Origin of the sequence: Marimonas arenosa, from assembly GCF_030848945.1 — a bacterium.
Lineage (GTDB): Bacteria > Pseudomonadota > Alphaproteobacteria > Rhodobacterales > Rhodobacteraceae > Marimonas > Marimonas arenosa.
Genome location: NZ_JANHAX010000003.1, coordinates 313228 through 339213 on the forward strand (window position 1 = coordinate 313228; position 25986 = coordinate 339213).

At 63.5% G+C, this 25986-nt stretch carries 28 protein-coding genes and 1 pseudogene; 15 read left to right on the forward strand and 14 right to left on the reverse strand.

Annotated features, from left to right (window positions below):
* Positions 1–9: 9 nt before the first annotated feature.
* Positions 10–540 (reverse strand): flagellar basal body-associated FliL family protein, encoded by a 531-nt coding sequence (locus NO357_RS11665; RefSeq protein WP_306735847.1) that lies wholly within the window; start codon positions 538–540, stop codon positions 10–12.
* A gap of 134 nt (positions 541–674) precedes the next feature.
* Here NO357_RS11665 and fliF point away from each other — a divergent pair, with 134 nt between their 5' ends.
* Genes fliF through fliP form a run of 4 tightly spaced genes read left to right on the forward strand, consistent with a single transcriptional unit; the run spans position 675 to position 3988 of the window.
* A complete protein-coding gene (gene fliF, locus NO357_RS11670) occupies positions 675–2336 on the forward strand; it encodes a flagellar basal-body MS-ring/collar protein FliF (RefSeq protein ID WP_306735848.1) in 1662 nt (553 codons plus the stop codon).
* A complete protein-coding gene (locus NO357_RS11675; protein ID WP_306735849.1) occupies positions 2336–2950 on the forward strand; it encodes a FliH/SctL family protein in 615 nt (204 codons plus the stop codon). Before fliF ends, NO357_RS11675 begins: the two co-directional genes overlap by 1 nt.
* Positions 2940–3239: a FliM/FliN family flagellar motor switch protein gene (locus tag NO357_RS11680; protein ID WP_306735850.1), complete on the forward strand. Its 300-nt coding sequence runs from the start codon at positions 2940–2942 to the stop codon at positions 3237–3239. Before NO357_RS11675 ends, NO357_RS11680 begins: the two co-directional genes overlap by 11 nt.
* A gap of 47 nt (positions 3240–3286) precedes the next feature.
* Positions 3287–3988, forward strand: coding sequence for a flagellar type III secretion system pore protein FliP (fliP, locus tag NO357_RS11685; protein ID WP_306736186.1), 702 nt, complete (start codon positions 3287–3289; stop codon positions 3986–3988).
* Between the two features lie 44 nt (positions 3989–4032).
* Here fliP and modC read toward each other — a convergent pair whose 3' ends face one another.
* From modC to modA, 3 genes are read right to left on the reverse strand one after another with little or no spacing between them, the layout of a single operon-like run.
* On the reverse strand, positions 4033–5133 hold the full coding sequence (modC, locus tag NO357_RS11690; RefSeq protein ID WP_306735851.1) for a molybdenum ABC transporter ATP-binding protein: 1101 nt from the start codon (positions 5131–5133) through the stop codon (positions 4033–4035).
* Positions 5130–5822 carry a molybdate ABC transporter permease subunit gene (modB, locus tag NO357_RS11695; RefSeq protein ID WP_306735852.1) on the reverse strand — a complete coding sequence of 231 codons (693 nt, stop codon included), beginning with the start codon at positions 5820–5822 and terminating at the stop codon, positions 5130–5132. The genes modC and modB overlap by 4 nt, the downstream gene beginning before the upstream one ends.
* Positions 5819–6598: a molybdate ABC transporter substrate-binding protein gene (modA, locus tag NO357_RS11700; protein ID WP_306735853.1), complete on the reverse strand. Its 780-nt coding sequence runs from the start codon at positions 6596–6598 to the stop codon at positions 5819–5821. Before modA ends, modB begins: the two co-directional genes overlap by 4 nt.
* Positions 6599–6797: 199 nt before the next feature.
* Here modA and NO357_RS11705 point away from each other — a divergent pair, with 199 nt between their 5' ends.
* The 8 genes from NO357_RS11705 (at position 6798) to NO357_RS11740 (ending at position 14112) form a co-directional block, all read left to right on the forward strand.
* Positions 6798–8417, forward strand: coding sequence for an acyl-CoA carboxylase subunit beta (locus NO357_RS11705; protein WP_306735854.1), 1620 nt, complete (start codon positions 6798–6800; stop codon positions 8415–8417).
* Positions 8417–10396 carry an acetyl/propionyl/methylcrotonyl-CoA carboxylase subunit alpha gene (locus NO357_RS11710; protein WP_306735855.1) on the forward strand — a complete coding sequence of 660 codons (1980 nt, stop codon included), beginning with the start codon at positions 8417–8419 and terminating at the stop codon, positions 10394–10396. The genes NO357_RS11705 and NO357_RS11710 overlap by 1 nt, the downstream gene beginning before the upstream one ends.
* Positions 10393–11184, forward strand: a complete 792-nt coding sequence (locus NO357_RS11715; RefSeq protein ID WP_306735856.1) for a TIGR03084 family metal-binding protein — start codon at positions 10393–10395, stop codon at positions 11182–11184. Before NO357_RS11710 ends, NO357_RS11715 begins: the two co-directional genes overlap by 4 nt.
* A gap of 3 nt (positions 11185–11187) precedes the next feature.
* Positions 11188–12051 carry a beta-keto acid cleavage family enzyme gene (locus NO357_RS11720; protein ID WP_306735857.1) on the forward strand — a complete coding sequence of 288 codons (864 nt, stop codon included), beginning with the start codon at positions 11188–11190 and terminating at the stop codon, positions 12049–12051.
* Between the two features lies 1 nt (position 12052).
* Entirely contained in the window at positions 12053–12736 is a 684-nt protein-coding gene (locus NO357_RS11725; RefSeq protein WP_306735858.1) for an NnrU family protein, read from the forward strand.
* A gap of 72 nt (positions 12737–12808) precedes the next feature.
* Positions 12809–13183, forward strand: coding sequence for a VOC family protein (locus NO357_RS11730; RefSeq protein WP_306735859.1), 375 nt, complete (start codon positions 12809–12811; stop codon positions 13181–13183).
* A 5-nt stretch (positions 13184–13188) separates the two neighbouring features.
* Positions 13189–13887: a helix-turn-helix transcriptional regulator gene (locus tag NO357_RS11735; protein WP_306735860.1), complete on the forward strand. Its 699-nt coding sequence runs from the start codon at positions 13189–13191 to the stop codon at positions 13885–13887.
* Positions 13888–13893: 6 nt separating this feature from the next.
* Positions 13894–14112: a hypothetical protein gene (locus tag NO357_RS11740; RefSeq protein WP_306735861.1), complete on the forward strand. Its 219-nt coding sequence runs from the start codon at positions 13894–13896 to the stop codon at positions 14110–14112.
* Here NO357_RS11740 and NO357_RS11745 read toward each other — a convergent pair.
* From NO357_RS11745 to NO357_RS11755, 3 genes and pseudogenes are all read right to left on the reverse strand, one after another.
* Positions 14084–14977 (reverse strand): acyl-CoA thioesterase, encoded by an 894-nt coding sequence (locus tag NO357_RS11745; RefSeq protein ID WP_306735862.1) that lies wholly within the window; start codon positions 14975–14977, stop codon positions 14084–14086. The genes NO357_RS11740 and NO357_RS11745 overlap by 29 nt on opposite strands.
* An 8-nt stretch (positions 14978–14985) precedes the next feature.
* On the reverse strand, positions 14986–15894 hold the full coding sequence (locus NO357_RS11750) for a cation diffusion facilitator family transporter (protein ID WP_306735863.1): 909 nt from the start codon (positions 15892–15894) through the stop codon (positions 14986–14988).
* Positions 15884–16651, reverse strand: a pseudogene (locus tag NO357_RS11755) (transglutaminase-like domain-containing protein). The gene NO357_RS11750 and the pseudogene NO357_RS11755 overlap by 11 nt, the downstream one beginning before the upstream one ends.
* Before the next feature lie 77 nt (positions 16652–16728).
* On the opposite strand from NO357_RS11755, the gene NO357_RS11760 reads away from it, so the two are divergent.
* Complete coding sequence (locus tag NO357_RS11760) at positions 16729–17133, forward strand: MerR family transcriptional regulator (RefSeq protein ID WP_306735864.1); 405 nt, start codon at positions 16729–16731, stop codon at positions 17131–17133.
* Between the two features lie 52 nt (positions 17134–17185).
* On the opposite strand, the gene NO357_RS11765 is transcribed toward NO357_RS11760, so the two are convergent.
* The 5 genes from NO357_RS11765 to NO357_RS11785 form a co-directional block, all read right to left on the reverse strand.
* Positions 17186–17545, reverse strand: a complete 360-nt coding sequence (locus NO357_RS11765; protein WP_306735865.1) for a hypothetical protein — start codon at positions 17543–17545, stop codon at positions 17186–17188.
* Between the two features lie 41 nt (positions 17546–17586).
* Positions 17587–18276 carry an SGNH/GDSL hydrolase family protein gene (locus NO357_RS11770; protein ID WP_306735866.1) on the reverse strand — a complete coding sequence of 230 codons (690 nt, stop codon included), beginning with the start codon at positions 18274–18276 and terminating at the stop codon, positions 17587–17589.
* 121 nt (positions 18277–18397) lie between these two features.
* Positions 18398–21205: a DNA polymerase I gene (gene polA, locus NO357_RS11775; protein ID WP_306735867.1), complete on the reverse strand. Its 2808-nt coding sequence runs from the start codon at positions 21203–21205 to the stop codon at positions 18398–18400.
* A 187-nt stretch (positions 21206–21392) separates the two neighbouring features.
* Positions 21393–21800, reverse strand: coding sequence for a hypothetical protein (locus NO357_RS11780; protein WP_306735868.1), 408 nt, complete (start codon positions 21798–21800; stop codon positions 21393–21395).
* Positions 21801–21823: 23 nt separating this feature from the next.
* Positions 21824–22213, reverse strand: coding sequence for an SRPBCC family protein (locus NO357_RS11785; protein ID WP_306735869.1), 390 nt, complete (start codon positions 22211–22213; stop codon positions 21824–21826).
* 89 nt (positions 22214–22302) lie between these two features.
* Between NO357_RS11785 and NO357_RS11790 the strand changes: the two genes are divergently transcribed.
* Positions 22303–22899 (forward strand): TetR/AcrR family transcriptional regulator, encoded by a 597-nt coding sequence (locus NO357_RS11790; protein WP_306735870.1) that lies wholly within the window; start codon positions 22303–22305, stop codon positions 22897–22899.
* Positions 22900–22925: 26 nt separating this feature from the next.
* On the opposite strand, the gene NO357_RS11795 is transcribed toward NO357_RS11790, so the two are convergent.
* Both NO357_RS11795 and NO357_RS11800 read right to left on the reverse strand, forming a co-directional pair.
* On the reverse strand, positions 22926–23105 hold the full coding sequence (locus NO357_RS11795; RefSeq protein WP_306735871.1) for a zinc-finger domain-containing protein: 180 nt from the start codon (positions 23103–23105) through the stop codon (positions 22926–22928).
* 84 nt (positions 23106–23189) lie between these two features.
* Entirely contained in the window at positions 23190–24767 is a 1578-nt protein-coding gene (locus NO357_RS11800; RefSeq protein WP_306735872.1) for a DUF5928 domain-containing protein, read from the reverse strand.
* Positions 24768–25006: 239 nt separating this feature from the next.
* On the opposite strand from NO357_RS11800, the gene NO357_RS11805 reads away from it, so the two are divergent.
* The gene (locus NO357_RS11805) at positions 25007–25825 is read left to right on the forward strand and encodes a sulfotransferase family protein (RefSeq protein ID WP_306735873.1); all 819 of its coding nucleotides are present in this window, start codon (positions 25007–25009) and stop codon (positions 25823–25825) included.
* Positions 25826–25986 lie beyond the last annotated feature (161 nt).

Genomic DNA, 25986 nt, shown 5'->3' on the forward strand with positions numbered 1-25986 from the left:
CTCGTCACCTCAGTTCAGTACGAATTCCATGATCAGAAGATCGTTCACCCGGCCGGTCCCGATGACGATCTGAATGCGCCGCAGCATCTGGGCCCGCAGCCGAACCAGCGCGGCGGCATCGGCAAGATCGCTGACTTCGAGTGCGCGCAGATAACTGTTGAGCACGTCCACCACTCGCGGCAGCAGCTTTTCGACATCCGCCTGATACTGCGTCGGCACTTCGAGTTGGGCACGGAACCGCAGATGCTGGGCATCGGCGCCGAGTCCCATCGATACAACCATCGGATCGACAGCGACGAAGGCGATGTCGCCTATCGCGGGATCGGACGAATGATCCGACACGTGGTCGTCTTTACCGCTGTCATGCCCGCCCTCTGCCGCACGCGAATCGCTGCCGAGGATCATGCCGGAAAAGGTGGCATAGAAGCCCACGCCACCTCCTGCCAAGGCCAGCACCAGCCCGAGAATCAACGGCTGTTTCGACTTTTTCTTCGGGGTCTTTTCAGCGCTCTCGACGGGGGGGTCTTCTTCGTCAGCCATCGCGGATCCAATCTCTTTTGACGAACCGTCTATAACCCGTTCGGTCCTAACCGATTGTTAAGCCTGATCGGCGAAAGATGGGTGCCAGGCGGGCAGAAGGCCCTTGGCATATTTCTCGGTTCGGAGGCATTTCGGTGCAGCAGCTTCAGAATGTATGGTCGTCGCTCGATAAGCGCCGCCGGCTGATCGTGATCCTCGCCACGGTGGCGGTATTCGCGGCGATTCTGGGGATGTCGCGCATGGCCGCACGGCCCAGTCTAAGCCTGCTATATTCCGGCCTGGAAAGCAGTGCCGCGGGCGAGGTCGTACAGGCGCTGGAATCCCGCGGCGTCGCCTATGACGTCCGCGGCGGGGGCATCTTTGTCGACTCGGCCAAGCGGGACGAGTTGCGTATGACGCTGGCCAGCGAAGGGCTGCCCACGAACAGTGCGAAAGGTTACGAACTGCTCGATTCGCTGTCGGGGTTCGGCACCACCAGCCAGATGTTCGATGCTGCCTACTGGCGCGCCAAAGAGGGCGAGTTGGCCCGCACCATCGTTTCGTCGCCGTTGATCGCCGGCGCGCGCGTGCATATCGCCAATGTTGGCTCAAACCCGTTTCAGCGCAATGTCAGGCCCAGTGCGTCGGTTTCGATCACCGCCGCCCAGGGTGGGATTTCAGCCAGCCACGCCAAAGCGCTCAAATACCTCGTGGCGTCAGCCGTGGCCGGGCTTGCCCCCGCGGATGTTTCGGTGATTGACGGCAAGGGTGGGCTAATCGGCACCGGCGAGGAGCCCGGTCAGGGCAGCTCGATCGACGACAAGGCCGACCGGCTGCGCGAGAGGGTGCAGAACCTGCTGGAAGCCCGCGTGGGCTATGGCAATGCCGTGGTCGAACTCAGCGTCGAAACGGTAACGGAGAGCGAATCGATCCGCGAGAAACTGTTTGATCCTACCGGCCGGGTGGCGATCAGCACCGACACCGAGGAACGCTCCAACAATTCCACCGAATCGGGGGGGGGCGAGGTCACCGTCGCGTCGAATCTTCCCGACGGCGACGGCGCACAGGGCGACAATGCCTCCAGCCAGAACTCCGAAACCCGCGAGCGGGTGAACTACGAAGTATCCGAGACGCTGCGCGAAATCGTGCGCCAGCCCGGCGCCATCAGGCGGCTGACCGTTGCCGTGCTGGTCAACGGTACCACCACGGTGGCGCCGGACGGCACCGAAACCCTGGCACCGCGGCCCGACGAAGAACTTGACGCGTTGCGCGAACTGGTCGCCTCGGCCGTGGGATATGACGCCGACCGCGGCGACGTGATCACCATTAAGTCGATGGGGTTCGAGCCGATCGCCGCAAGTGGTAGTGAGGTCGGGGGCGGGTTGTTCGCAGGGGTGCATCTCGATGTGATGTCGATCATCCAGATGGCGGTGCTTGCGCTGGTGACGCTGATCCTAGGTCTGTTCGTGCTGCGACCGCTCTTGTCGGCCCCCCCCGAAGGCGGCGTGCGGGCGCTGGCCGCCCCCGGCGCGTCCGGCGGACGCGCGGCAGCAACGTCTGAAAACGGCGTCGGGCTCGAGGCTCTGACCGGAGAGATCGATGACGGACCCGGAGACCTGCCCGATCTGGCGCTGGTGTCCGACAGTAGTGACGGTGCGCCACCCACTCTCGGTGAGCTGCCCGGCGGCGGGTTCACCGGCGATCCCGGCATCCCATCCGACCCGGCAGAGCGCCTTCGGACTCTCATCGGCGAACGCCAGGAGGAAACCATGGAAATCCTGCGCAACTGGCTTGAGCCGAGCGAGGAGAATGCCTGATGTCGATTTCGCACCTCCTGGAGAGTTTCGAAGGCGCCGACCAAGATGACGGCGGGTCGATCTCGATGTCCGAACTCTCCCTCGAGGAGGAGAAACTCGAAGCTTTCGAGCGCGGCTACAAGGCTGGCTGGGACGATGCCGCAAAGGCCCAGGCCGAGGACCGCAACCACTTAACCAGCGATTTCGCCAACAACCTGCAGGAGCTGTCTTTCACCTATCATGAGGCCAGTGGCCACCTTGCCCGGGCACTCAGGCCGGTCATGACCCAGATTGTCGAGGCGGTGCTGCCCGAGATTGCCCGCAAGAGCTTTGGCCCGCGCATTGCCGAGCAACTGACCGGTCTGGCCCTGGCGGTCGGTAAACAGCGGGTCGAGATCGTTGTCGCGCCACAGAACATTGCTCTGGTGCGCGGATTGCTGGACGAAGACCCGGGATTCCCAGTGCAGCTGGTCGAGGAGCCGTCCCTGGGGGCGGGGCAGGCCTATCTCCGCTTCGGCGACGGCGAGCGCCAGATCGACCATGACGAGGTGCTGTCCAGGATCGCCAAGGCGCTGGACGCGTTTTTCGACGAGTTGAAACACACAAGCGAAAAGGAACTGAAGCATGGCGGATGACGATCAGGCCGGCGGTGCGCGCGGACAGGAGCGCGGCGGGGTTTTCTCGTCTGTACCGATTGAAATCACCATCTCGGTCGGTAAGGCACGACCACTGATCCGCGACCTGCTGTCACTGGGGCAGGATTCCGTGCTGGCGCTCGACACCCGCGTCGACGACCCGGTCGAACTGTTCGTTGGCGACAAGCTGATCGCCCGTGGCGAGCTCGAGGAACTCGACGGCGACCAAGCCGGCCAGCTGGCCGTGCGCCTGACCGAGGTAGCGGAACCCGGACGCGGCCTGACATGAAATCTCGCCGGCATCGGATTGCGTTTTTCCTGGCCGTCGCGACGCTGATGATCCCGGGCCTGGCGCCGCAGCCAGCGCTGGCTCAGGAGCTGTCGATCTCGCTGGGCGAGGGCGGGTCGCTGACCGCTCGGTCGGTACAACTCATCCTGCTGATCACCGTGCTCAGCCTGGCACCCGGGCTCGCCATCATGGTGACCTGCTTTCCCTTTCTGGTCACCGTCCTGTCGATCCTGCGCCAAGCCATCGGGTTGCAGCAGTCGCCGCCCAACATGCTGATCGTCAGCCTGGCGCTGTTTCTGACCTATTTCGTGATGGAACCGGTCTTCACTGCCGCCTGGGAACAGGGCGTAGCGCCGATGGTGGCAGAAGAAATCGACGTCGAAGCAGCCGTCCCACGCATTGTCGCGCCGTTCCGTGACTTCATGGCCGCTCGGCTTGATCCCGAGACCTTCGCGTCGATGGCCGCGCTGCGCCCAGACGTGTCGCAACTGACCCTGAGCGCTGACGCCCCGTTGTCGGTGCTGGTTCCGAGTTTCTTGCTCTCGGAGATCGCCCGCGCCTTTCAGATCGGGTTTCTCGTTTTCCTGCCGTTTCTGATCATCGACCTCGTGGTTGCTGCGATCCTGATGTCGATGGGAATGATGATGGTGCCGCCGGCAATCGTGTCGTTGCCGTTCAAGCTCAGCTTCTTCGTGCTCGCAGACGGCTGGAGCCTGATTGCCGGGAGCCTGGTGCGAAGTTATTTCTGACCGCTCGTGCGCCAAGCGGGAGTGCGAGCTGCCGATTCCGCCGATTAGGACGGCAGCGAGTCGGCCGCGCCGACGTCCTGCGGCGCGATGGCCACTGACTTGACGATGGCGTGGCAGCGTACCCCTTCGGCGAGCCCCAGCGCCTCGGCCGAGCGACGGGTCACCCGGGCAAGGATCCGACCGGCCGGGGTGTCGAGCGACACGATGGTGCCCGGCCCGGTGCCTGATCGCAACTGTTCAACCCGACCCTCGACGATGTTCAGAGCCGACAGACCCGTGGGCCGGTCACGCGCCAGCATGACATCATGCGCCGCGATCCGGATCCGCACCGAAGTCCCGGGTGCGCGGTCGATTCGGGGAATGAAGAACGCGGCCGTGCCGGCGATCAATTCTGTCAGACCATCGGTGTGGTGGGTCACGATCCGGGCCTCGAGTACCGCACCCACCTCGCGCACGCCGGTCGGGGAAATCCGCGGATCGCTCAACAGTTCCGCCGCCGCCCCCTGGTGCGTCACGCGTCCCTCTTCCAGCACCACAACCGTGGTGGCCAGGCGGGCCACCTCGGCGGCGGAATGGCTGACATAGAGAATCGGCACGTTCACCGCGTCGCGCAGGCGTTCGAAATACGGTAGGATCTCGGCCTTCCGGGGCTCGTCGAGAGCCGCCAGCGGCTCGTCGGCGAGGATGAGTTGCGGCGCGGCCAGCAAAGCCCGCCCGATGGCGACCCGCGCCTTCTCGCCACCGGAAAGCTGGGCTGGCCTGCGTGTCAGCAGATGGCCGATGCCCAGCATCTCGACGACGCGGCCCATATCCTCGCGTGCCGCATCCCGTGGCGCGAACCAGCGGCCATAAGCCAGGTTCTGGCGCACCGTCAGATGCGGGAACAGTCGGCCTTCCTGGAAGATGTAACCCAGCCGCCGCTGCCGGGGCGGCAGGCAGATGCCTTGGGTGCTGTCGAACAACACGCGCCCGCCGGCGACGATCCGGCCTGCCTGCGGGCGTAGCAGCCCGGCTACGGCATTGATCACCGTGGTCTTTCCCGAACCCGAGCGCCCGAACAGAACGGTCAGGCCGGGCGGCGCCTCGAACGCGGCATCAAGGATGAAACCCGGCAGGTTATGGCGGAGGCGCACCGACAGCGTCATGATCCGGCCACTCGTTGGGCGAGGCGGCGGGCGAGGAACTCCGACGACAGCAGGGCGGCCATGGCGATCACGATCGACACGACCACCAGCCGCAGCGCCGAGGCCTCGCCGCCGGGTACCTGAAGAAAGGCATAGATCGCCGAAGGCAGGGTCTGCGTCTGGCCAGGAATGTTCGACACAAAGGTGATGGTTGCGCCGAATTCGCCCATCGCCTTAGCGAAGGCAAGAACCGCGCCCGCCAGAATGCCGGGCAGGATCATCGGCAGGGTCACGGTCAGAAACACCCAGGTCCGTGATGCCCCGAACGTGGCAGCGGCCTGTTCCAGCCGCGGGTCGACCGCCTCAATCGAAAGCCGGATGGCGCGGACCATCAGCGGAAAGGCCATAATGGCGGCAGCTAGGGCCGCGCCGGTCCAGTGGAAGGCGAAACTCAGGCCCATGGATTGCAGTGCCGCTCCCAGCCAGCCCTGTGTGCCGAAAGCCAGCAGCAGCAGATAGCCGGTCACGACCGGTGGCAGGATCAGCGGCAGGTGGACGAGCCCGTTGACAAGCTGTTTCCCTGGGAATTGCCAGCGCGCGAGGACGAGAGCCATCGCGATCCCGAACGGCAACGATAGTGCCGTGGCCCATCCCGCGACCTTAAGCGACAGCGCCACCGCCTGCCATTCCTGCGGACCGAGCCAGCTCAAGGCGAAGCCTTTTCGAGGAGGGTGAAGCCCTGCTGGACCAACACACCGCGCGCTATGTCGCCGCGTAAGAACGCGAGGAGGGCATGCGCCGCCGCGCTGTCCCGCCCGGTGATTGCGGCGGCGGGATAGCGGATCGACGGATGGCTGTCCTCGGGAAAGGTAGCCACGATCGAAACCCGCGGCTCGGCAATGGCGTCAGATTTGTATACGATGCCGTAGGGAGCTTGACCCAATGCGACGTAGGCCAGCGCCGCGCGGACGTTGTCGGCCTGGGCGACTTGGGGAGCGACCTTTTCCCAGAGACCGAGATGCGTCAGCGCGGCCTTGCCGTAGATCCCGGCCGGAACCGCATCGGTCAGGGCCATGGCCAGGTATTCCTGTCCCAGTCGCGCCGGTAGCTCTTCGGGCGCTAAGGCCGCGCCGCCGGGGCCATGGGCAATCAGCACGAGCCGGTTCGACACGATATCGGCCCGCGTGCCAGGCGCGATGAGACGGGCGGTTTCGAGATGGTCCATCCAGCCGGGATTGGCCGAGATGAAGATGTCTGCCGGTGCCCTGAGCGTGATCTGGCGGGCCAGCACCGAAGATCCGGCATAGGACAGCGTTACCTCGTGGCCGGTTGTTTCGGAGAATTGCCTGGCGATGTCGTCGAGGGCGGTTTTCAGGCTGGCCGCCGCGAATACAGTGATCTGGTCTGCCCGACCCGCGGCGGTGAGCGTCAGGGACAGGAAGCCAGCGACTAGCAGGCATGCGATATGGGGTACACGAAAGGGCATCGGCCATGCTGAACGGTTTCGGCGACTATCATGCGCGGCACTTCTGCGCGCAAGCGGTTCTTTGCAAGTGGATTTGCGCGGGTGCCAAGAACGGTCAAGACCCTGATCCACGGGTTTCGTTCCGTCTGGCCGCGGAAATTTCCGTGGCGGGTGCGTGTCTAGCCGTTAGAGTGGCGTCAGCGCGTGAGAGGGAGAAGACATGCGACGCGGGGCCAAGATCCTGCCCGATAGCCCGGGATTCGCGGAAAACCGCAGCGCTATGCTCACAGCGGTCGACGAATTGCGGGTTCTCGAAGCCAGGGCCGAGCAAAAATCGGAAGAACGCCGGGCCCGGTTCCACGAACGCGGCCAGATCACCCCACGCGAGCGGCTGGCAAGGCTGCTGGACCCAGGCATGCCGTGGCTGCGGCTACATTCTCTGGCCGGTTATATGGCCGACAGCGATGATCCGGAAAAGACGGTGCCGGGATCGACCTTCATCGGCGGGATCGGTTTCGTTGCGGGCACCCGTGCCATGGTGGTGGTCGATGACAGCGGGATCAACGCCGGCGCGCTGGGACCAATGGCCTTGCAGGCGATGATCTCGATACAGGAGATCGCGCTCCGGCAGAAACTGCCGTTCATCCACTTGGTCGAAAGCGCCGGCGCCAACCTTATGAACTACAAGGTCGAAGACTGGGCAAAGGGTGGGGCGGTATTCCGCAACCTCGCGCGGCTCTCGGCTGCCGGGCTGCCAACGATTGCGGTGCTTCATGGTCCGTCGACGGCCGGAGGCGCTTACATGCCAGGGCTCTCGGACTATGTGATCGGGGTGAAGAAAAACGGCGTGGCGGCGCTGGCCGGGGCGGCGCTGGTCTATGCCGCCACCGGCGAGCAAGCCCGCGATGCCGATCTGGGTGGGGCCGAAATGCATGCCTCAGTGTCGGGGCTGGTAGAATACCTGGCCGAGGATGACATCCATGCCATCGCGCTGGCGCAGCGGGTGGTGGGACGGCTCGACTGGAACAAGGGCATGGCACGGCCCGCGGCCGGCGACTTTCGCGAGCCGATATACGATCCTGACCAACTGGCCGGCGTTGTGGCGGCGGACCTGAAGCAGCCGTATGACGCGCGCGAACTGGTGCTGCGGTTGGTGGATGGCTCCGAATTCGACGAATTCAAACCGGGCTTCGGCGCCGCCACACTCTGCCTGCAAGCGGCGATTCACGGAGTGACGGTGGGAATTCTGGCTAATAATGGCCCGATTGACCCGGCCGGCGCCAACAAGGCGACGCACTTCATCCAGGCCTGCGAGCAGGCGGGCACGCCACTGATCTTCCTGCAGAACACCACTGGCTACATGGTGGGCACCGCCTATGAACGGGCGGGGATGGTCAAGCACGGCTCGAAGATGATCCAAGCGGTGTCGAATGCCACGGTGCCAAAGATCACATTGTATTGTGGGTCGAGTTTCGGTGCTGGCAACTATGGCATGTGCGGCGTCGCCTACGAGCCGGATTTTCTCTTCGCTTGGCCCAATTCCCGGTCCGGCGTCATGGGCGGCGCGCAGGCGGCGAAAACCATGAGCACGGTGGCTCGCGCCGGCGCGGTGCGGCGCGGTGCCGAGATCGACGAGGACCGGTTGGCACAGCAGGAAGCCGCCATCATGGAACTTTTCGATCGACAGGCCTCACCGTTTTTCACCTCGGGCCGGTGTCTCGATCATGGTGTGATCGACCCACGCGACAGCCGCAAGGTCATCGCCTTCTGCTTGCAGACCATTCTGGAAGCCCGCGCGCGGGTGGTGCGGCCGAACAGTTTTGGCGTGGCGAGGATGTGATGTTCGACACCGTTCTTGTGGCCAATCGGGGTGAGATCGCCTGCCGCATCATCCGCACGTTAAAAGCGAAGAAGCTACGCGCGGTCGCGGTCTACTCCGATGCAGACGCCGATGCGCCGCATGTGGCGGCGGCGGACATCGCAGTACGGATCGGGCCTGGGCCGGCAACGGAAAGTTATCTTGACGGCGAAAGACTCATCTCGGCGGCGCAACAGGCCGGAGCGGGGGCGATCCATCCCGGTTATGGCTTTCTGAGCGAGAACGCCAGCTTTGCCCGTGATGTCGAGGTAGCCGGTCTTGTCTTCATCGGGCCAACGCCCAAGGCAATCGCGGCCATGGGGGATAAGGCTGCGGCCAAGCGGGTGATGGAGGCCGCAGGTGTGCCCTGCGTGCCGGGTTATCATGGCGAGGATCAGGGCGACGACAGGCTGATTGCCGAAGCGGGGCGCGTCGGATTTCCGTTGATGGTAAAGGCTGCGGCGGGCGGGGGTGGCAAGGGGCTGCGTCTGGTCCACGAGGCCGCGGATCTGCCAGCGGCACTTGCCCGGGCCCGCTCCGAAGCATTGGCCGCTTTTGGGTCGGATTGTCTGATCCTGGAGAAGGCGCTGGAAGACCCGCGACATATCGAAATCCAGTTGTTTGCCGACGCCCACGGCGCCTGTATCCATCTCGGCGAACGGGATTGTTCGGTGCAGCGGCGGCATCAGAAGGTGATCGAGGAGGCCCCGGCGCCGGGGGTCAGCGAGGCGTTGCGCGGCGAAATGGGCGCGGCCGCGGTGACGGCGGCGCAGGCGGTTGGATATCGTGGCGCCGGCACGGTTGAATTCCTGCTCGATGACGGCGGCGCATTCTACTTCCTAGAGATGAACACGAGGTTGCAGGTCGAACATCCGGTGACCGAGGCTGTTACCGGGCTGGACCTCGTGGCGATGCAGATCGACGTGGCGCGGGGCCAGCCATTGAAGATCGCGCAGGCCGACGTGGCACTGCAGGGTCATGCCATCGAGGCGCGGCTCTATGCTGAGGATCCGGGCAACGGTTTTCTGCCCGCGATTGGCCGGATCGCTTTTTGGCGGGCGGCGCAGGGTGACGGGTTGCGCGTGGACAGCGGTGTTGCCAGCGGCAGCACGGTGACGCCCTTCTATGATCCGATGCTAGCCAAGCTGATCGCCAGCGGGCCCGACCGCGAGACGGCCCGACAGCGGTTGCTTGCGGCGTTGGACGGCACGGCCTGCCTCGGGGTGACTACCAACGCGGGTTTCCTGTCTGACATTCTGGCGGCACCGGACTTTGCTGCGGGTCGGGTCACAACCGGGTTCTTGAAAACGGCATTCCCGGGCGGGGTTGCGGTGTCTGCCCCGGCATCTGGCGAGATCGCCATCGCCGGGGCGATGCTGCTCTGGCAGGAGATGCAGGCGGCGTGCGGGGCGTCGCTGATGACCGATTCCCGGTTGCTGGGGTTTGCCTCGGATGGTGTCCGGCCGGTGCCGCTGGATCTCGCCGTCGGGGGGGAGGTCCTGGCGTTGCGCGGGTGGGTGCGCGAATCCATGCGCTGGCGTATGGATGCGGTGGGATGGCAGCACGAGGTCGATCTCGAGTGGATCGAGGGGTCGAAGGCGCGACTGCGTCTGGATGGGGTGCGAAAAGAGGTTTGGTTTGCGGTCGATCCGGCGGGTGGTTTGTATCTGCAACACGGCGCGCGGGCCTGGCGTGTTGCGCGGGTCTCTGCCGGCGCGGCGGGCGCGGCGGCCGGCGATGGGGCGGTCCTGTCCCCGATGCCGGGGCAGGTGATTGCGCTGGACGTTTCCGAGGGCGACCGGGTCGAGCGCGGCCAGCGGCTGGCTGTGCTGGAGGCGATGAAGATGCAGCATCAACTCGTCGCCGACGCCGGCGGGGTGGTCGAGACCGTCGCTGTCGCGCCGGGTGCGCAGGTGACCGGCGGGCAGGTGATCGTGGTGATCGGAAAGGAGAGCCGATGAGTTTTTCGCAGGTCGAAGACTTCCTGGCTGAAAGCGAGACACTGTACGACGCAGTGCGCGGTCTGGACGAGACCGATTTCGGGCGCGCCACCCAGTTCAAGGGCTGGACCGTCGAGGACGTTCTGCGCCATTTGCATTTCTGGAACCGCGCAGTGGAGTTCGCGGCCCAGGGTGAGGACGCCTTCAAAGGATTGCGCGATCGCGTAACGAACGCGATCGAGAACGGTATCTCGTTGCGCGAGGTTGAACGCAAAGCGATTCCGGAAGGCGGGATGGTGCTGCGCGCGACCTGGATCGGGTTTGCGCGGGCACTGGCGCACCGGTGGCAAAACCAGGATCCGAAAGCGCGCCTTCCCTGGGTCGGGCCGTCGATGTCGGCGCGGTCGGCGATCACTGCGAGGCAAATGGAGACATGGGCGCATGGATTTGAAATATTTGACCTTCTGGGGCTGGAAAGAGAAGAGCAGGACCGCATCCGCAACATCGTGGTGCTGGGGGTAAACACCTTCGGGTGGGCCCATCAGGTGCACGGGCTGGAGGTGCCGGGATCGATGCCGAAGCTGGTACTGGAGGCACCGTCTGGGGCGGCGTGGGAATTCGGTGAAAGCGCTGGGAGCATCACAGGAACAGCCGCTGATTTCGCCGCAGTGGTGACCCAGACGCGGGCGCTGGCGGATACCGACCTGCGGGTCGAAGGGCCGGTGGCCGAGACCTGGATGGCGCATGCGCAATGCTTTGCCGGGCCGCCGGAAACGCCGCCGGCGCGGGGCACGCGGAGGAGGGTTTGAAGCATGGACAAGGCGATCATCACCTGCGCGCTGAACGGGGTGCTGACCGATCCGACGCAGCATCCGGTGCCAGTGACCCCGGCGGAATGCGCGGCTTCGGCGCGAGAGGCGATGGAGGCGGGCGCGGCGATTGTCCATATTCACTACCGTCATCAGAGCGAAGGTAAAGGGCACCTGCCGAGTTGGGACCCCGTGGTCGCGGGCGAGATCGTCGACGCCATCCGCGAGGCCTGCCCCGGGGTCATCATCAACTCGACCACGGGCATGCCCGGGCCCGACTACCAGGGGCCGCTTGACGTATTGCGCGCGCTGCGTCCCGAGATCGCCGCCTGCAACGCTGGCTCGCTGAATTATCTCAAACTCAAGTCCAATGGCGACTGGGCCTGGCCGCCGATGCTGTTCGACAATACGCCGGCGAAGGTTCAGGACTTCCTCGACGTGATGGCCGAAACCGGTACGCTGCCCGAGTTCGAGTGTTTTGACACCGGGATCGTGCGTTCGGTCGAGATGTACATACGCCATGGTATGGCGGATCGGGCGCAATACAACCTGGTGATGGGGGTGGCATCGGGAATGCCGGCGGATGGCAAGCTTCTGGACCTTCTGACAGGGTATCTGATGCCCGGTGCGCGCTGGCAGGCGACGCTGATCGGGCGGGGTGAAATCTGGGACGTGCACAAGCGCGCGGCGGAGTTGGGAGGCATGTTAAGGACCGGGGTTGAGGATACGTTCTATCTGCCGAACGGTGCTAGGACGGGCTCGAACGGTGAACTGATTCGGGCGTTGGCAGACTGTGCGAGTGCCGCCGGCCGGGCCGTGGCGACGCCGCAGGAGGCACGAAACATGCTGGGGCTCAGAGCGCTCTGAGATGGGCTGGATCGAGTTCGCACTGGCGCTGATTGTGTTCATGGCGTCGCACCGGGTCCCAGCGATGGCGGGGCTGAAGGCAAGGTTGGAGCGTGCGCTGGGGCGGCGGGGCTATGTGATCGTGTTCAGCCTGGTTTCGACCTTGCTGTTGTTCTGGGTGATCTTCGCTGCGGGCCGGGCACCGTTCGTGCCGCTCTGGGATCAGGCGGGCTGGCAGCGCTGGGCAGTGAATATCGTGATGCCGCTGGTCATAGCGCTTATGGTTTTTGGCACCGCCGCGGCCAATCCCTTTGCCTTCGAAGGCCGCACCGACGGCTTCGACCCCGACCGGCCCGGGATTGCAGGATTGACGCGGCAGCCGCTTCTGTGGGCGCTCGCGCTGTGGTCAGGGGCGCATCTGCTGGCCAATGGCGACCTAGCGCATTTGATCCTTTTCGGGCTTTTCCTGGGGTTTTCGCTGGCGGGGATGGCGATTGTCGAGCGGCGACGGCGGGCCGGGATGGGGACCGAGGCCTGGGACAGAGCGGCGCGGCGGACGGGGCTTTTACCTTTTGCGGCAATGGTTTCGGGGCGCTGGCAGCCGCGCAGTTTGCCGTCGCTGGTGCGTCTTGCGATCTGGGTGCTGAGCTGGGCTGCGCTTTGGCGTCTGCATCTGCCGGTGATCGGGGTGTGGCCTGGCCCGTGAAACATGCTGACAGGAAGCTGTCAGCAGGGCTGTGCGATAAGGAGTCAGTGAGTCTGACAAAGGAGAGATGATATGACCCAGCAACCCGTTCTGGTGTGGAGCGAAATTCCGGTGACGGACATGGACAAGGCCTGCGATTTCTATGCCAAGGTCTTTGGCTATAAGATGGAGATCGACACGTCCGGCCCCAACCCAATGGCGGTGCTGAACGGTGAGATGAACGGCCCGGCGGGGAATCTGTATCCAGGCAAGCCAGCGGTGGCAGGAACCGGGCCGACGGTGCACTTGGCGCTGGCGCCGGGCGACACCGTGGAGGCCGCCAGCACGCGGGTTGAAGCCGGTGGCGGCACGGTGAGCGGGCCGCTGGTCGAGATGCCCTTCGGGCGCTGGACTTATGCGACCGACCCGGATGGCAATTCCATCGGGCTTTTCGAGCCCAAGGGGTAGCGCCCATGCGCCGCGCCGACCGCCTTTTCCAGATCGTGCAGTATCTAAGGGGCAGTCGGCTTGTCACCGCAGAGCAACTGGCCGGGCGGCTGGAAGTGAGCCGCCGCACAATCTATCGCGATGTGGCCGACCTGATCGGGTCGGGGGTGCCGATCGAGGGCGAGGCAGGCATGGGATATGTGATGCGCGCCGGATACGATCTTCCGCCCTTGATGTTTACAAGTGATGAAGTGGCCGCGCTGGTGGCGGGCGCACGGCTGGTGCGGGCCTGGGGCGGAGCAGCGATGGCGGAAGCAGCGCAGGAGGCGCTGGTAAAGATCGAGGCGGTGCTGCCCGAAGCGGCCCGGACAAAGGCGGCGCAGGTGCCGGTGCATGCGATGCAAACCCCTGACATGACTGAGGAATTGCGCGCACGGCTGGACCGGCTGGAGGCCATGGCCGAGACGCACGAGGCCGCCAAGATTTCCTATTGCGACGAAGCCGGAGAGGAAAGCAGACGGGTGATCCGGCCACTGGGGCTGTTTTTTTGGGGTAAGGTCTGGACTCTGGTGGCGTGGTGCGAGTTACGCAACGATTTCAGGATGTTCCGGCTGGACCGGATCAATGGCATGGCACCCGGAGGGCGGTTCCGGACGGAAAGGGACAAGTCGCGGACCGCATTGTATGCGAAGATGCGGGCAGAGGGTGCACAGCGCCGGGATTGACGAAATATGATGGCACCGCCCCGGCGAGTTAAGGTGGAAATCTGGCGGAAAATCCGGCGTCTGCAAAGCGTCTGCATCCTGCCTGCACTGCGTATGGCGCCCGAGGTGCGTGGTTCGGCGGGAAAATTCGCTAAAGCACCGCACGCCGATGGCACGGCAGTTCCCGTCTATGTGCCGCTGGCAAATGGTGAGAGCGTCAGCTTTTCGGGACAATCCGACGAATAAGACCTTCCTGGGCGACATTGGCGACCAGGCGGCCATCGCGGGTGAAGATGCGGCCGCGGGTGAAGCCGCGGGCGCCACCGGCCCACGGGCTATCCATGGTGTAAAGCAGCCAGTCGTCCGCGCGCACATCGCCGTGGATCCAGAGCGCATGATCGAGCGAAGCAAATTGCATGTCCGGATCGGCGAAGGCCTTGCCATGGACATAGGCGGCGGTGCCGAGCAGCCCGAAATCTGAAGCAAACGCCAGCGCGGCGCGGTGCAAAGCGGGGTTGGCGCCGATATGGCCAGGCACGCGGAACCAGAAGCTCTGTTCGCGCAGCGGTTCGCGGGTGAAGGGGGGACGCGGGTTGACTGGACGCATTTCGACGGGGCGCGGAATGCGAAGCCATTTGAGGAATTGCTCGGGCAGCTCGCCCTCGTGCGCGTCGGCCAGTTCTTCTTCGGTTTTGAGGTTTTCCGGCGGCGGCACGTCGGGCATGTCGTCCTGGTGGGCCAGGCCCGGCTCCTCGACCTGGAAAGAGGCGGCGAGGTTGAGGATCGGCTTGCCGTTCTGCACCGCGATCACCCGTCGGGTGGTGAAGGAGCCACCGTCTCGGTCACGTTCGACCTGGTAGAGCACCGGCGCAGTGGCGTCACCGGGGCGCATGAAATAGCCGTGCAAAGAATGCGCCGGGCGGTCTTCGGGCACGGTCTTGATCGCGGCCATCAGCGCCTGGGCGATGACCTGGCCGCCGAAGCTGCGGCCACGGCCGCCAGGGGTGGCGATGCCGCGAAAGAAATTCAGTTCGACCGGCTCGACATCGAGGATACCGACCAGCGCGTCGGCGAGTTCCTGGGGCGTGGGCTGGGGGGTGTCGGACGACATGGCGGACCTCAGTCGTGGCCGATGACCTGCGGATCTGCGCAGGTTTCAGCGGGGGTTTCGAATTCGAGCACAGAATGGGCGATGCCGAAACGGGACCGCAAGAGTGACTTGAGGTCGCTTTTCACGGTTTCGGGATTTGCACCATCATGCAGGGCGACATGCGCCTCAAGCGCGGCGTCGTGCTCCTGCATGTGCCAGAGGTGGAGATGGTGGACGTTTTCGACACCATCGACAGCTTCCATCGCTGCGATGACGTCGGGGAGAGAGACGTCGTCCGGCACACCGAGCATGAGGATACGGACCACCGGACGCATGCCCTGACCCGCATGCCAGAGGATGTAGCCGGCGATCATCAGGGTGACGATCGGGTCAACCAGGCGCCAGTCGTAGAGCAGGATCAGCGTTCCGGCCGCGATCACTGCGACCGAGCCCAGTGCATCGGCGAGGTTGTGCAGGAAGGCGGCGCGCATGTTGACGCTGGTTTTCGACAGGCGGAAGACGAGGAGCGCGGTGACGGTGTCGACGGCGAGCGCGATGCCGGCCACGATGACGACGATCCAGCCATCGACCTCGACCGGGTTGAACAGGCGCTGGATGCCTTCGGCGGTAAGATAGAGGGCGATGACGATCAGGGTGGTGTAGTTGATCAGGGCGGCCACCACCTCGGCCCGGCCATAGCCGAAGGTCATGGTTTCGTCGGCCGGGCGGCGGCCGATACGGCGGGCAGAGAGCGCGACCAACAGTGACAGCGCATCCGACATGTTGTGAACCGCGTCGCCGATCAACGCGAGACTGCCGGAGATCACCCCGGCGACGATCTGCGCCAACGTCAGGACAAGATTGACGGCGACGGCCCAGACGACGCGTTTGTCGCCTGCGAGACCGGAGTGGTTGTGATGGTGTTGGTCATGCGGCATCGAGTTTGCCCTTGCGGCTGTCGGGTTGCGGGGCGGGGTCGGGGCCGCCGGGGATATCCGGGATCCGGCCCTTGCGCATGGCGCGCAAGCGGGCGTTCATCCAGTGGCGGACAATATGCCGGTAGAGCGCCGCGCGGAGAGGGTCGAGATCCTGCCTGTGCTCTGCATAGAAGGCGTCGGGCGTGTTGAAAACCCCGAGATCGTGGGTGATGCCGGTGGCCTGGATGAAGGTGTCGGTACCAGTCCAGTCGACGCCAGGATTTTCAAGGCAACTGGTGCCGGCTCCATAGGCGCAGAGTGGGCCGGGGCCGAAGCGGGATTGCAGGGCCGATAGCAGGGGGTCGTCGAGAATGAAGCCTTCGAGCGCGCCCCATCGGTCCTCGTGGTAGAACTCGACCCAACTGTGGACGATCTCGGAGGGTGCCAGGCGGTAGGCGGGTTCCGGTACGATGCCGCGTTACAGGGATTTGACGATGGTGAAGCCGTGCAGGCGGCAGGGGACGCCCAGGGCGCGCAGCAGGGTCATCAGCAGGATCGTCTTGGTGTTGCACTGGCCATAGCCATCGGCCAGCACCCGGCTGGCGGGCAGGTCGTCGCGCGTGTTGTAGCCGAAGGGGATGGCGTTGCGGGTGAACTCGTAGGCCGCGCCGATGCGGTCATGTTGGGAAAGGTTTCGCCAGCCGCGCGTGGTGATCAAGTGTTGGATGGGGGGTGCGTTGAAGTCGAGCAACGGGGTGGCGGAGAGAAGATCGGTCATGATGTCTGGCCTCTTGATTCAGGGTCAGAGGAAAACCTAATGTCTTTAGTAGCTATAGGTTCAAGAGGGGGAGACCGATGTTTTCCATCGGCGATCTGGCGCGGCGAACCGGGGTGAAGGTGCCGACCATCCGGTACTACGAACAGATGGGGCTGGTTGCGCCCGAGGGGCGCACGGAGGGCAATCAGCGGCGCTACGGCCGCGAGGGGTTGGAACGGTTGGCGTTCATCCGCCATGCCCGCGCTCTGGGTCTGCCGCTGGAGGCGATCCGCGAACTGATCGGGATGGATCCGAACGACCATGCGCGCACCCACGCGTTGGCCGAGCGGCACCTGGCCAATATCCGCGCGCGGATCGCGCGGTTACAGGGATTGGAAACAGAGCTTGAACGGATCAGCGCAAGCTGCGCCGGACAACGGGGAGATCCCTGTACGGTGCTGGATGCCTTCGGCGATCACGCCGGCTGTGTCGAGGATCACTAAGCCGGGGATCACTAACGCCTTCGCGCTTCTCTCTGAAAATGCCTGAGGTGTTCTACCAGCGGCAGATGTCGCCGTGGCCCTGGGGCAACTCCTGACGCGGAAAACGCAACCTGAAGCCGGATCCGAAATCGGCGCCGAACCCGCCATTGGCCCAACCCCACTTGCCCGCGCCGAAAAGCGCGTGGGCAGCATCGCAGGCCTTGCCGAAGTAGAAGGTGTCGATACCGCGCACGACGTGGCTGTCGGCGCCGGCTTCGACGAAACGGGCCTTGGGGTAGCGGCTGGTGAGCACATAGCCGTTATCGTTGACGGTGATGGCATAGTCGTCCCCCGCCGAGGAGACGTAATAGGCGCTGTCGTCTGCCAGCACCGGGGCGGCCCAGAAGACAAGGACAAGGCAAAGGCGTTTCATGACTCTCTCCGTTAAGACCTGAGTTTAGCAATGCCGGCAGCCTATTTGCCGCGGATGATCCGTGCAATCCGGGCGGCAATGGCCCGGCTGGCCTTAAGCGAGGGGTGGATACGGTCGGCGGCGTGAAAGCTCAGGTCGCCATGCGGCACCAGGTCGGTCAGGGAATGGAAGGTAATACCGGGGTCGAGCGCCGCCAGCCGGCCGACGCGCGTTTCCAATTCGTCGCCTTCATCCTTGCAGGATTCTATCGGCGAGGTGAAGCCGGGGCTGCGCAGGTAGCCGACAATGATCACCCGCGCGCCGGATTTTCGGATTTTCGAGACCAGCGACGGGATGGCGCCGCGGCGGCCGTTTTCGGCGATCAGCCGGTTCATCTTGCGGATGCAGCCATTTTTGCGGCAGCCGCAGCCAAGCCAGAGGTCGTTGCCGCCGCCGTTCATTACCACCCAATCCCAGTCGCCGCCGCGCCATTGCTTGGGAATCGACAGGCCCATCGCACCGGTGATCGGCAGGTTGTAGATCATCCGCGCGCCGCCGACGGGATGGTTGCTGACCTCGGCCCGGAGCAGCCGCGACAGATTGTGGCCGACCGAGCGCCCGGAGATCGAATGCGACGCCAGCAAGCTGTCGCCGATCACCAGAATGCGGGGACCGGAGGCCGTGTCGGCGGATGCGACGGTAGCCGCGGCAAAGAGGCCCACCGCGAGCAACATGATGCGAAATGCCTGCACTGCGAATGCCCCCGATATGTCGCAATGGCGTCTGGATAACGAAAACAACTTTACGCTCGATCAATGCGCCCCGGAAGAACAGATCACGAAACGCAGCGTTTCCGCGTCCGCGCGGCGCCGATCAGTGCGCCTCGGCCCAGTTTTGCCCGCGACCGGCATCGACGGTAAGGGGGATATCAAGATGCACCGCGGGATGGGCAGCCCCTTCCATCACCTCGCGGGCGGTATCGATGAGCTTGTCCGCGGCGGCTTCCTCGACTTCGAACAGCAGTTCGTCGTGCACCTGCAGGAGCATCTTGGCCGGCTGGCCCGATATCGCGACGGGCATGCGGATCATGGCGCGGCGGATGACGTCGGCGGCGGTGCCCTGGATCGGGGCATTGATCGCGGCGCGGCGGGCGAAGCCGGCGCGGGGGCCTTTAGCGGTGATCTCGGGGGTGTGTATACGCCTGCCGAACAGGGTTTGGACGAATCCATGCTCTTTCGCATACGCTACCGTATCGTCCATATAGGCGCGGATACCCGGGTAGCGTTCGAAATAGGCGTCGATGAAGGCCTGCGCTTCGGCACGCGGAATGCGCAGGTTCCGCGCCAGGCCGAAACCGGAGATGCCGTAGATCACGCCGAAATTGATCGCCTTGGCGCGGCGACGGATGTCTGGAGTCATCTGATCGAGCGGCACACCGAACATCTCGGAGGCGGTCATGGCGTGGATGTCGAGCCCGTCGCGGAAGGCCTGCTTCATCGTCTCGATCCCGGCGACATGGGCGAGAATGCGCAGTTCGATCTGTGAGTAGTCGAGCGAGATAAGCGTCTTTCCCGCAGGCGCAACAAAGGCTTCGCGGATGCGCCGACCTTCTTCCGTACGGATAGGTATGTTTTGCAGGTTAGGGTCGGTCGAGGCCAATCGCCCAGTGTTGGCGCCGGTCTGGACATAGGAGGTATGGACGCGGCCAGTCTCGGGATTGATATGGGTCTGTAGAGCGTCGGTATAGGTCGACTTGAGCTTTTGCAGTTGGCGGTAGTCGAGCACCCGGGCTGGAAATTCATGTTCTGTGGCAAGGTCTTCCAGCACATCAGCCGGGGTGGACCATTGCCCTGTTTTCGTGCGCGAGCCGCCCTCGAACCTCATCTCGCCGAACAGGATCTCACCAACCTGGGCCGGGGACTGGACGTTGAATTCATGTCCCGCCATCTCGTGCAGTTCGGCCTCGAGCCCAGCCATCTTCTGCGCGAAGGCATTGGACATGCGGCTGAGTGTGTCACGGTCAACCGTGATGCCGTCCATTTCCATACGAGAAAGTACGGATACGAGAGGACGCTCGAGCATTTCATAGACGGAGGTGACCCGTTCGCGGTGCAGCGAAGGTTTGAACAACGTCCAGAGGCGCAGCGTGACATCGGCATCTTCGGCGGCATATTTCACCGCCTCGTCGACCGGCACCCGGTCGAAGGTGATGGCCGAGCGGCCCGAGCCGATCAATTCCTTGATCGGGATCGGGGTGTGGCCGAGATAGCGTTCGGAGAGCGCGTCCATGCCGTGGCCGTGCAGGCCGGCATGCATGGCATAGGACATCAGCATGGTGTCGTCGATCGGCGCCACCTCCACCCCGAGGCGGGCGAAGATCTTGGCGTCGTATTTCATGTTCTGGCCGATCTTGAGGATGGCATCATCCTCGAGAACCGGTTTGAGCAGGGCCAGCGCCTCGTCCAGCGGCATCTGGCCGTCGGCCAAGGCCTCGGAGCCGAAAAGATCGTCGGCGCCGCCGTCCTTGTGGGTGAGGGGGATGTAGCATGCCGCGCCCGGCTCGACGCAGAGCGAGATGCCCACCAAATCGGCCTGCATTTCGTCGAGCGAAGTTGTCTCGGTGTCGACGGCAATGTAACCGCGCTTGTGCGCCAGATCGATCCAGCGTTGCAGCGCCACCGCGTCGCGGACGCATTCGTACTTGCCGGGATCGATGGGCGGAAATTCGGGGGCCGGCGCGGGGTCGCCGCCTCCGCCCGGTTGCACGGCGGTCTCGGGGATGATCGGGGGCTCAACCCCCATCTTGTCGGCGATGCGTTTGCTGAGCGTGCGGAATTCCATCGAGGCGAGGAACGGCAGGAGGACCTCGGGATCGGGATCCTGCACTTCGAGATCGTCGAGGGTGAAATCGAGCGGCGTGTCTTCTTTGAGCTGCACCAGTTCGCGAGACATCCGGATCTGGTCGGCCTTTTCGATCAGGGTTTCGCGGCGCTTGGGCTGTTTGATCTCGTCGGCGCGGTCCAAAAGCGTGTCGAGATCGCCGTATTCATTGATCAGGAGCGCCGCCGTCTTGATCCCGATGCCGGGCGCGCCGGGGACGTTGTCGACGCTGTCGCCGGCCAGCGCCTGAACATCGACCACCTTTTCCGGCGGGACACCGAATTTCTCGACCACGCCGTCACGGTCGATGCGGCGGTTCTTCATCGCGTCGAGCATTTCGACCCCGCCGCCGACCAGTTGCATCAGGTCCTTGTCGGAGGAAATGATTGTGACGCGGCCGCCCAGTTCGCGCGCCTGGGTGGCAAGGGTGGCGATGATGTCGTCAGCCTCGTAACCTTCGATCTCGTGGCAGGCCACGTTGAAGGCGCGGGTGGCCTCGCGGGTCAGCGGAAATTGCGGCACGAGGTCTTCGGGCGCGGTGGGGCGGTTGGCCTTGTACTCCTGATACAGGTCATTGCGGAACGACCGCCCGGAATAGTCAAAGATCACGGCGGCATGGGTGGGGGCGTCGTCGCCGGTGGCTTCCTCGACATATTTCTGCAGCATGTTGCAGAAACCCGCCACCGCGCCGATCGGCAAACCGTCGGATTTACGGGTCAGTGGCGGCAGGGCGTGATAAGCGCGGAAGATGAAGGCCGAGCCGTCGATGAGGTGCAGGTGGCAGCCTTTGCCGAATGACATATGCGGTTCCCCCGGTTTGGTCGGCGTCATGTGTCGCACAAGGGCGCGCGGGGGGCTAGGGGGATATGAGAGCGACGGAGTTCAAAACAGCGCCATTTCCGGTTCGGTCGCAGAAGGGCCGGACGCTGCCCGGGGGGACGGAAACCGGCCTGTCTGCCGTCATTTAGTGGCTTGTGGTGTCGTTCGCCTAGGAGGCTCCAAGAAACCTCTGCCGAAAATCCGGATGGGCTGCGATCCAGATCGACAAAGCGTGCATTGCCGAGGCCATGAAGAACATAGAGGCTCCGAAAATTTGCAGCATGAAGAATTCCGGCCAGGGGTCGGTGCGGCTGACGATGTAGGCCGAGAGCGCGTCCCAGATGGCAACCGCGTTCCAGACGATGATCGCGGTCCAGGCGGCGAGACCGCGAGCCTTCCAGACAAGCAAGGCAACAACCAGCCCCGTCAGGCCGATCACGGCGTCACCGATCAGAGGCATCAACCAGCCGAGCGGGGGATCGCCGGGCGCACCCCGTCCGGCGCGGGCGATGAAGAGAAGTGTCATCATTCGCCCCGACAGCATCAGGGTGAGGATCAGAAGGATCAGTCGGTGCATAGCAGTGTCTCCCGTGTGGCCGATCAGCCGGCAAGCGCGGTTTTCATGTCGGCGCAGGCGCTGTCTATCATCGGAGCCATATGTTCGGCTGCGGCGTCCGGAAGGAGGTCGACCGTCCAGATCAGACGAGCCTTTCCGCCATTGTCGACAACCTGCATCGAAGCCGCGTGGAATTCCATGTTCAGCGGCGACTCGGTGATCGAATACATCACCCGCCGCAGGTCGTCGTCGACACTGACGATAGTCTCCCTGAGTTCTCCGCCCCCCTCGAGCGCACAGACCCGCGTTGCGCCGTCCTGAGAGCTTTCCGCGACAAAGCCGATGAGCTCGGAAATCTGGCTGGTATCGGCGACTTTCGCCCAGACCGCGTCGCTTGGCATGTCGATGTCGATTGTTCTGAGGATGGTGGTCATGTCCGCTCTCCCTTTCTAGACATATGTCTAGATAATAGTATTTCTAGACAACTGTAAAGACATGTTCGATACTTGCTGGGGACATCGCCATGGCACGAAGAAAATCATACGATCGGGACTCTGCGGTGACAGCCGCGATGCATACCTTCTGGGCAAGGGGGTACAGCAATACGGGCGTGCGCCAGATCGAACGAGAAACGGGGATCAACCGCTTTGCCCTGAACACCGAGTTCAACGGCAAGACAGGTTTGTTTCTGGAGGCGTTGAACGCCTATCTCGCGATGTCGCGGGAAACCATGCTGAAGGACCTGAGTGCCGGCGGGCTTGACGGGATCAGGGCCTTTTTGAAAGGGCTCGTGAAGGGTGGGGCATCGGACCCGCGCCGGTATGGATGCCTAATGGTAAATACAGTGATCGAGAATGCCGATCTCGGGCTGGAGGAGGTCCGCGCGATCGCCACTGCGCATTTCGACGCCTTGCAGGCCAGTTTCGAGGATGCGCTGCGCATGGCGAAACAGAACAGTGAACTGCCCTTAGAGTTCGACATACCTGCGGCCGCGCGAACGCTGCTGACTTTTTCGATGGGGGTCGAGGTTTTCGTTCGGATGCAGGAAGACCTGGGTGCGGCGCAACAGCAGGTTGATTTTCTGCTGTCGTTGATCGACCGCTGGACGGAGACCACCTGACGCCGTCGGTTTCGATCAGTGGCCCGTCAGACCTTTCCTTCGAAATCCTTGTGGACCAACTTGCAGTCGCAATAGGGGCATTCGACCCAGCCGTGTTCATGCGGGATCTGCAGCCAGACGCGGGGGTGGCCGAGCGCCCCTTCGCCGCCGTCGCAGGAGACGCGCCAGGTGTCGACGATGCGGGTTTCGGGGGCTTTGGTGGTCATACGCGACGTCCTTCTGGCAATGCGTCCTTGGCCGCGAATATGGGCGATCCGGCGGGCCGAGGCAAGACTGTGGCGGGCACCGACTCAGTCGGCATAGAGATAGTGGGTCGAGGCCAGCTCGACCGCCTTTTCGTGGCCGATGGCGAGGAATTTTTGTAGTGCCACGGCGTTTTCTTCGGGCGAGTCGGTTTCGCGCACGCGGTAGTGATTGGCGAACTCGGCGTCGCGGATCTGGTCGGACTCGAACTGCATGTCGCCGCGGATGGTGGGCAGCAGCCGGTCGAGGGTTTCCTGCGGCGTTTTTTCGCCGGCGAGGCCGACCCGCATGGCGTGGCCGATCAAATAGTCGTCGGTAAAGATGCAGTCGATTTCCAGAAGCCGCGTGACCGAGCGGTCGCCGCAGAAATCGTGCAGGAGTTCTATATTGCTGGGGTCGAGGCAGATGATCAGCCGGTCGGTGTCGTAGTAGTCGAACAGCATCCGCATCAGCGCCCGGCGGTGGCGGTGACGCTTGCCCATGGTCGACTGGATGCCGCCGAGATCGGGCAACTGGCAGGCCTCTTCGTTGAACAGGTATTCAATGCAGGGGATGTTGGTCATTTGCCGGATGCGGTCGACCAGACGCTTGGCAACGTGCCATTTCTTGCAGACCACGATCAGCAGTTCGCGTTCGCGGCCCAAAGTGCTTTCGGCCTCCCAGAAGCGGGTGGCGAAGCGGCGGCCGATGCGGCCGCGGCCGGTGAGAAACTTGAACAGCGAGCGGCCTTCGTTGGAGATTTTGAAATCCCAGCCGCGGGTGGCGTAAAGCAGCCCGAGGCGACGTTTGAGTTCGTTCGCCTCGGGCGAGATCTTGCGGGCGAAGAGGAAATCCTGGCTGAGCAGCAGGTCGTAGTGATCGTTGTAGAAGGTCACCGGCATGCCGTAGTCGGTGAACATCAGGAAGGTGAGCGTGCGCGAGCGGATTTCCTGTTCGGGCACGAGGTGGCGTACCAGCGTCTGGAAAAAGGTTTCATCGGGGATCCAGGTGGTGCGGAAAAAGCGCATCACGTCCTTGCGCTGCTTGGTGAAATCGAGGATCCACTCGATCGTGCGGCGGCGCAGGCACCACCATTGCGAGCCGATCATGACCTGGATGTCTTCGGGAATCTTGCGTGTCAGGCCCAAGCGCTTCTGAAGCTCGAACATACCGTAGAAGCGGCGTTTCTGGGTGCGTTCGTTGAACCAGTGGCGGTAGATCAGCCGCTCTTCCTTCCATCCGGTCTTGATCCAGTCGCTTTCGAAATAGTCGAAGCTTTCGATGTAGTCGGCATCGTCGCGGTCGAGGAAATCGTGGGCATACTCGGCGGACTTGATCGCCATACAATCGCCCGAGAGCATGTAGAAATGGGTCGCCCGCGGAAACGCCTCGACCGCAGCTTCGGTGGCGTTCAGCGTGGCCTGGACCAGAGACCATTCTCCCCAGCCGCATTTTATCCGTTTCTTGGCAAAGGTGACGTTGGGGTTGTCGTCCAGTGCGGCGCGGATCTGCTGGTAGTATTCGGGCTTGGCACTGGAATCGAAGTGAATCGCCATGTAATCGCCCACGGCGGTAAGCCGCTCAGCCTGCTTGATGATCGCTTCGGGGTCCTTGTGGCACAGCAATATGAAGGCGATTTTTGCCATATTGTGACCAATTCATTCCAACTGCCCGTGTTTGTTGTCCTTGATAAAGGTGAATGGCCTCTGAATAAACCAAGAAACGCCAGTCGTGGCCGTCACGCGTTCCGGCGGCGTGACAGGCCGGCGCGGCGGTAGGGACACAGGTACCCTACCCCCGAGAAACAGGGTTTGTTTAGGGTTTTGTCAATTGCTATAAGGCAGCAAAGACAACAAGAAAAAGGTCTTGCGGAGGCAGCGGGTCAATGGGTTTTCCGGGAACCTGGATGACGGAGAGCGAGAGTGTGGTGTATCGGGTGGTGCCGAAATGCGCCTGCTCAACCATCGGCCAGATCATGTTCTACTCCGATCATGGCGCGTTCTTCGACGGTGATATCCACGATGCCCAGGACGGGCTGCACAAATGGGCGCTGGAGAAAAGCCAGCCGCTGATCAATGCCAATGTGAAGACGCACCAATCCTATGCCTTCACCTGCGTTCGCAACCCCTACACCCGAATCCTGTCATCGTTTTTCGACAAGATTTGCGGCATCCAGCGCAACGGCAAGCGATACCGCGGCAACCTGGTGCCGCTTCTGATCCAGAAATACGGCATCGAAGTGGGAGACCCGGAAAGCGGATTCGAGTTCGACCAGATCAAGTCGTTCCGCCGTTTCCTGCTGTTCACCCGCGATACCATTCGCTGGCGCCGGCCGATGGAGCCCGACATTCACTGGAGCGCGATGTCGGGGCATGTCAGCACCTTTATCGTCAATGGCGGGCGCTACGACAAGATCGTCTGGACCGAGAAGTTCAACGAGGGCATGGGCGAGGTTCTGGACGCGATCGAAACGCCGGTCGAGGTGAAGCTGGACGAGATCCCGCGGTTCAACGAGAGCGAGGGCCACGGGCCGAAACGGGCGCATCCGGTGGAGGCGTATTTCGACGACCTGTCGATGCACCTGGTGAAAGAGATCTATCACCGCGATTTCGAGTTGTTCAAATACGACTTCGACGACCCGTCGAACAAGATGCCGGTGGGCGAGATCGATCTCGACGAGATCCACGCCAAGCTGGGGGATTGAGACAGCGGACCGCGGATGGCGGGGTGCGTCAGTCGCGCGGAAAGCTTGCTGTCTCCTAAAGACCAAAAGCGGCGGTGTTTCCATCACAACCTGGTACGTTCCAAGCTGGATCGTTCAATTGTTTCCTTCAGGCAACGGCGCGCGGCGGGGCTCAACTTCCG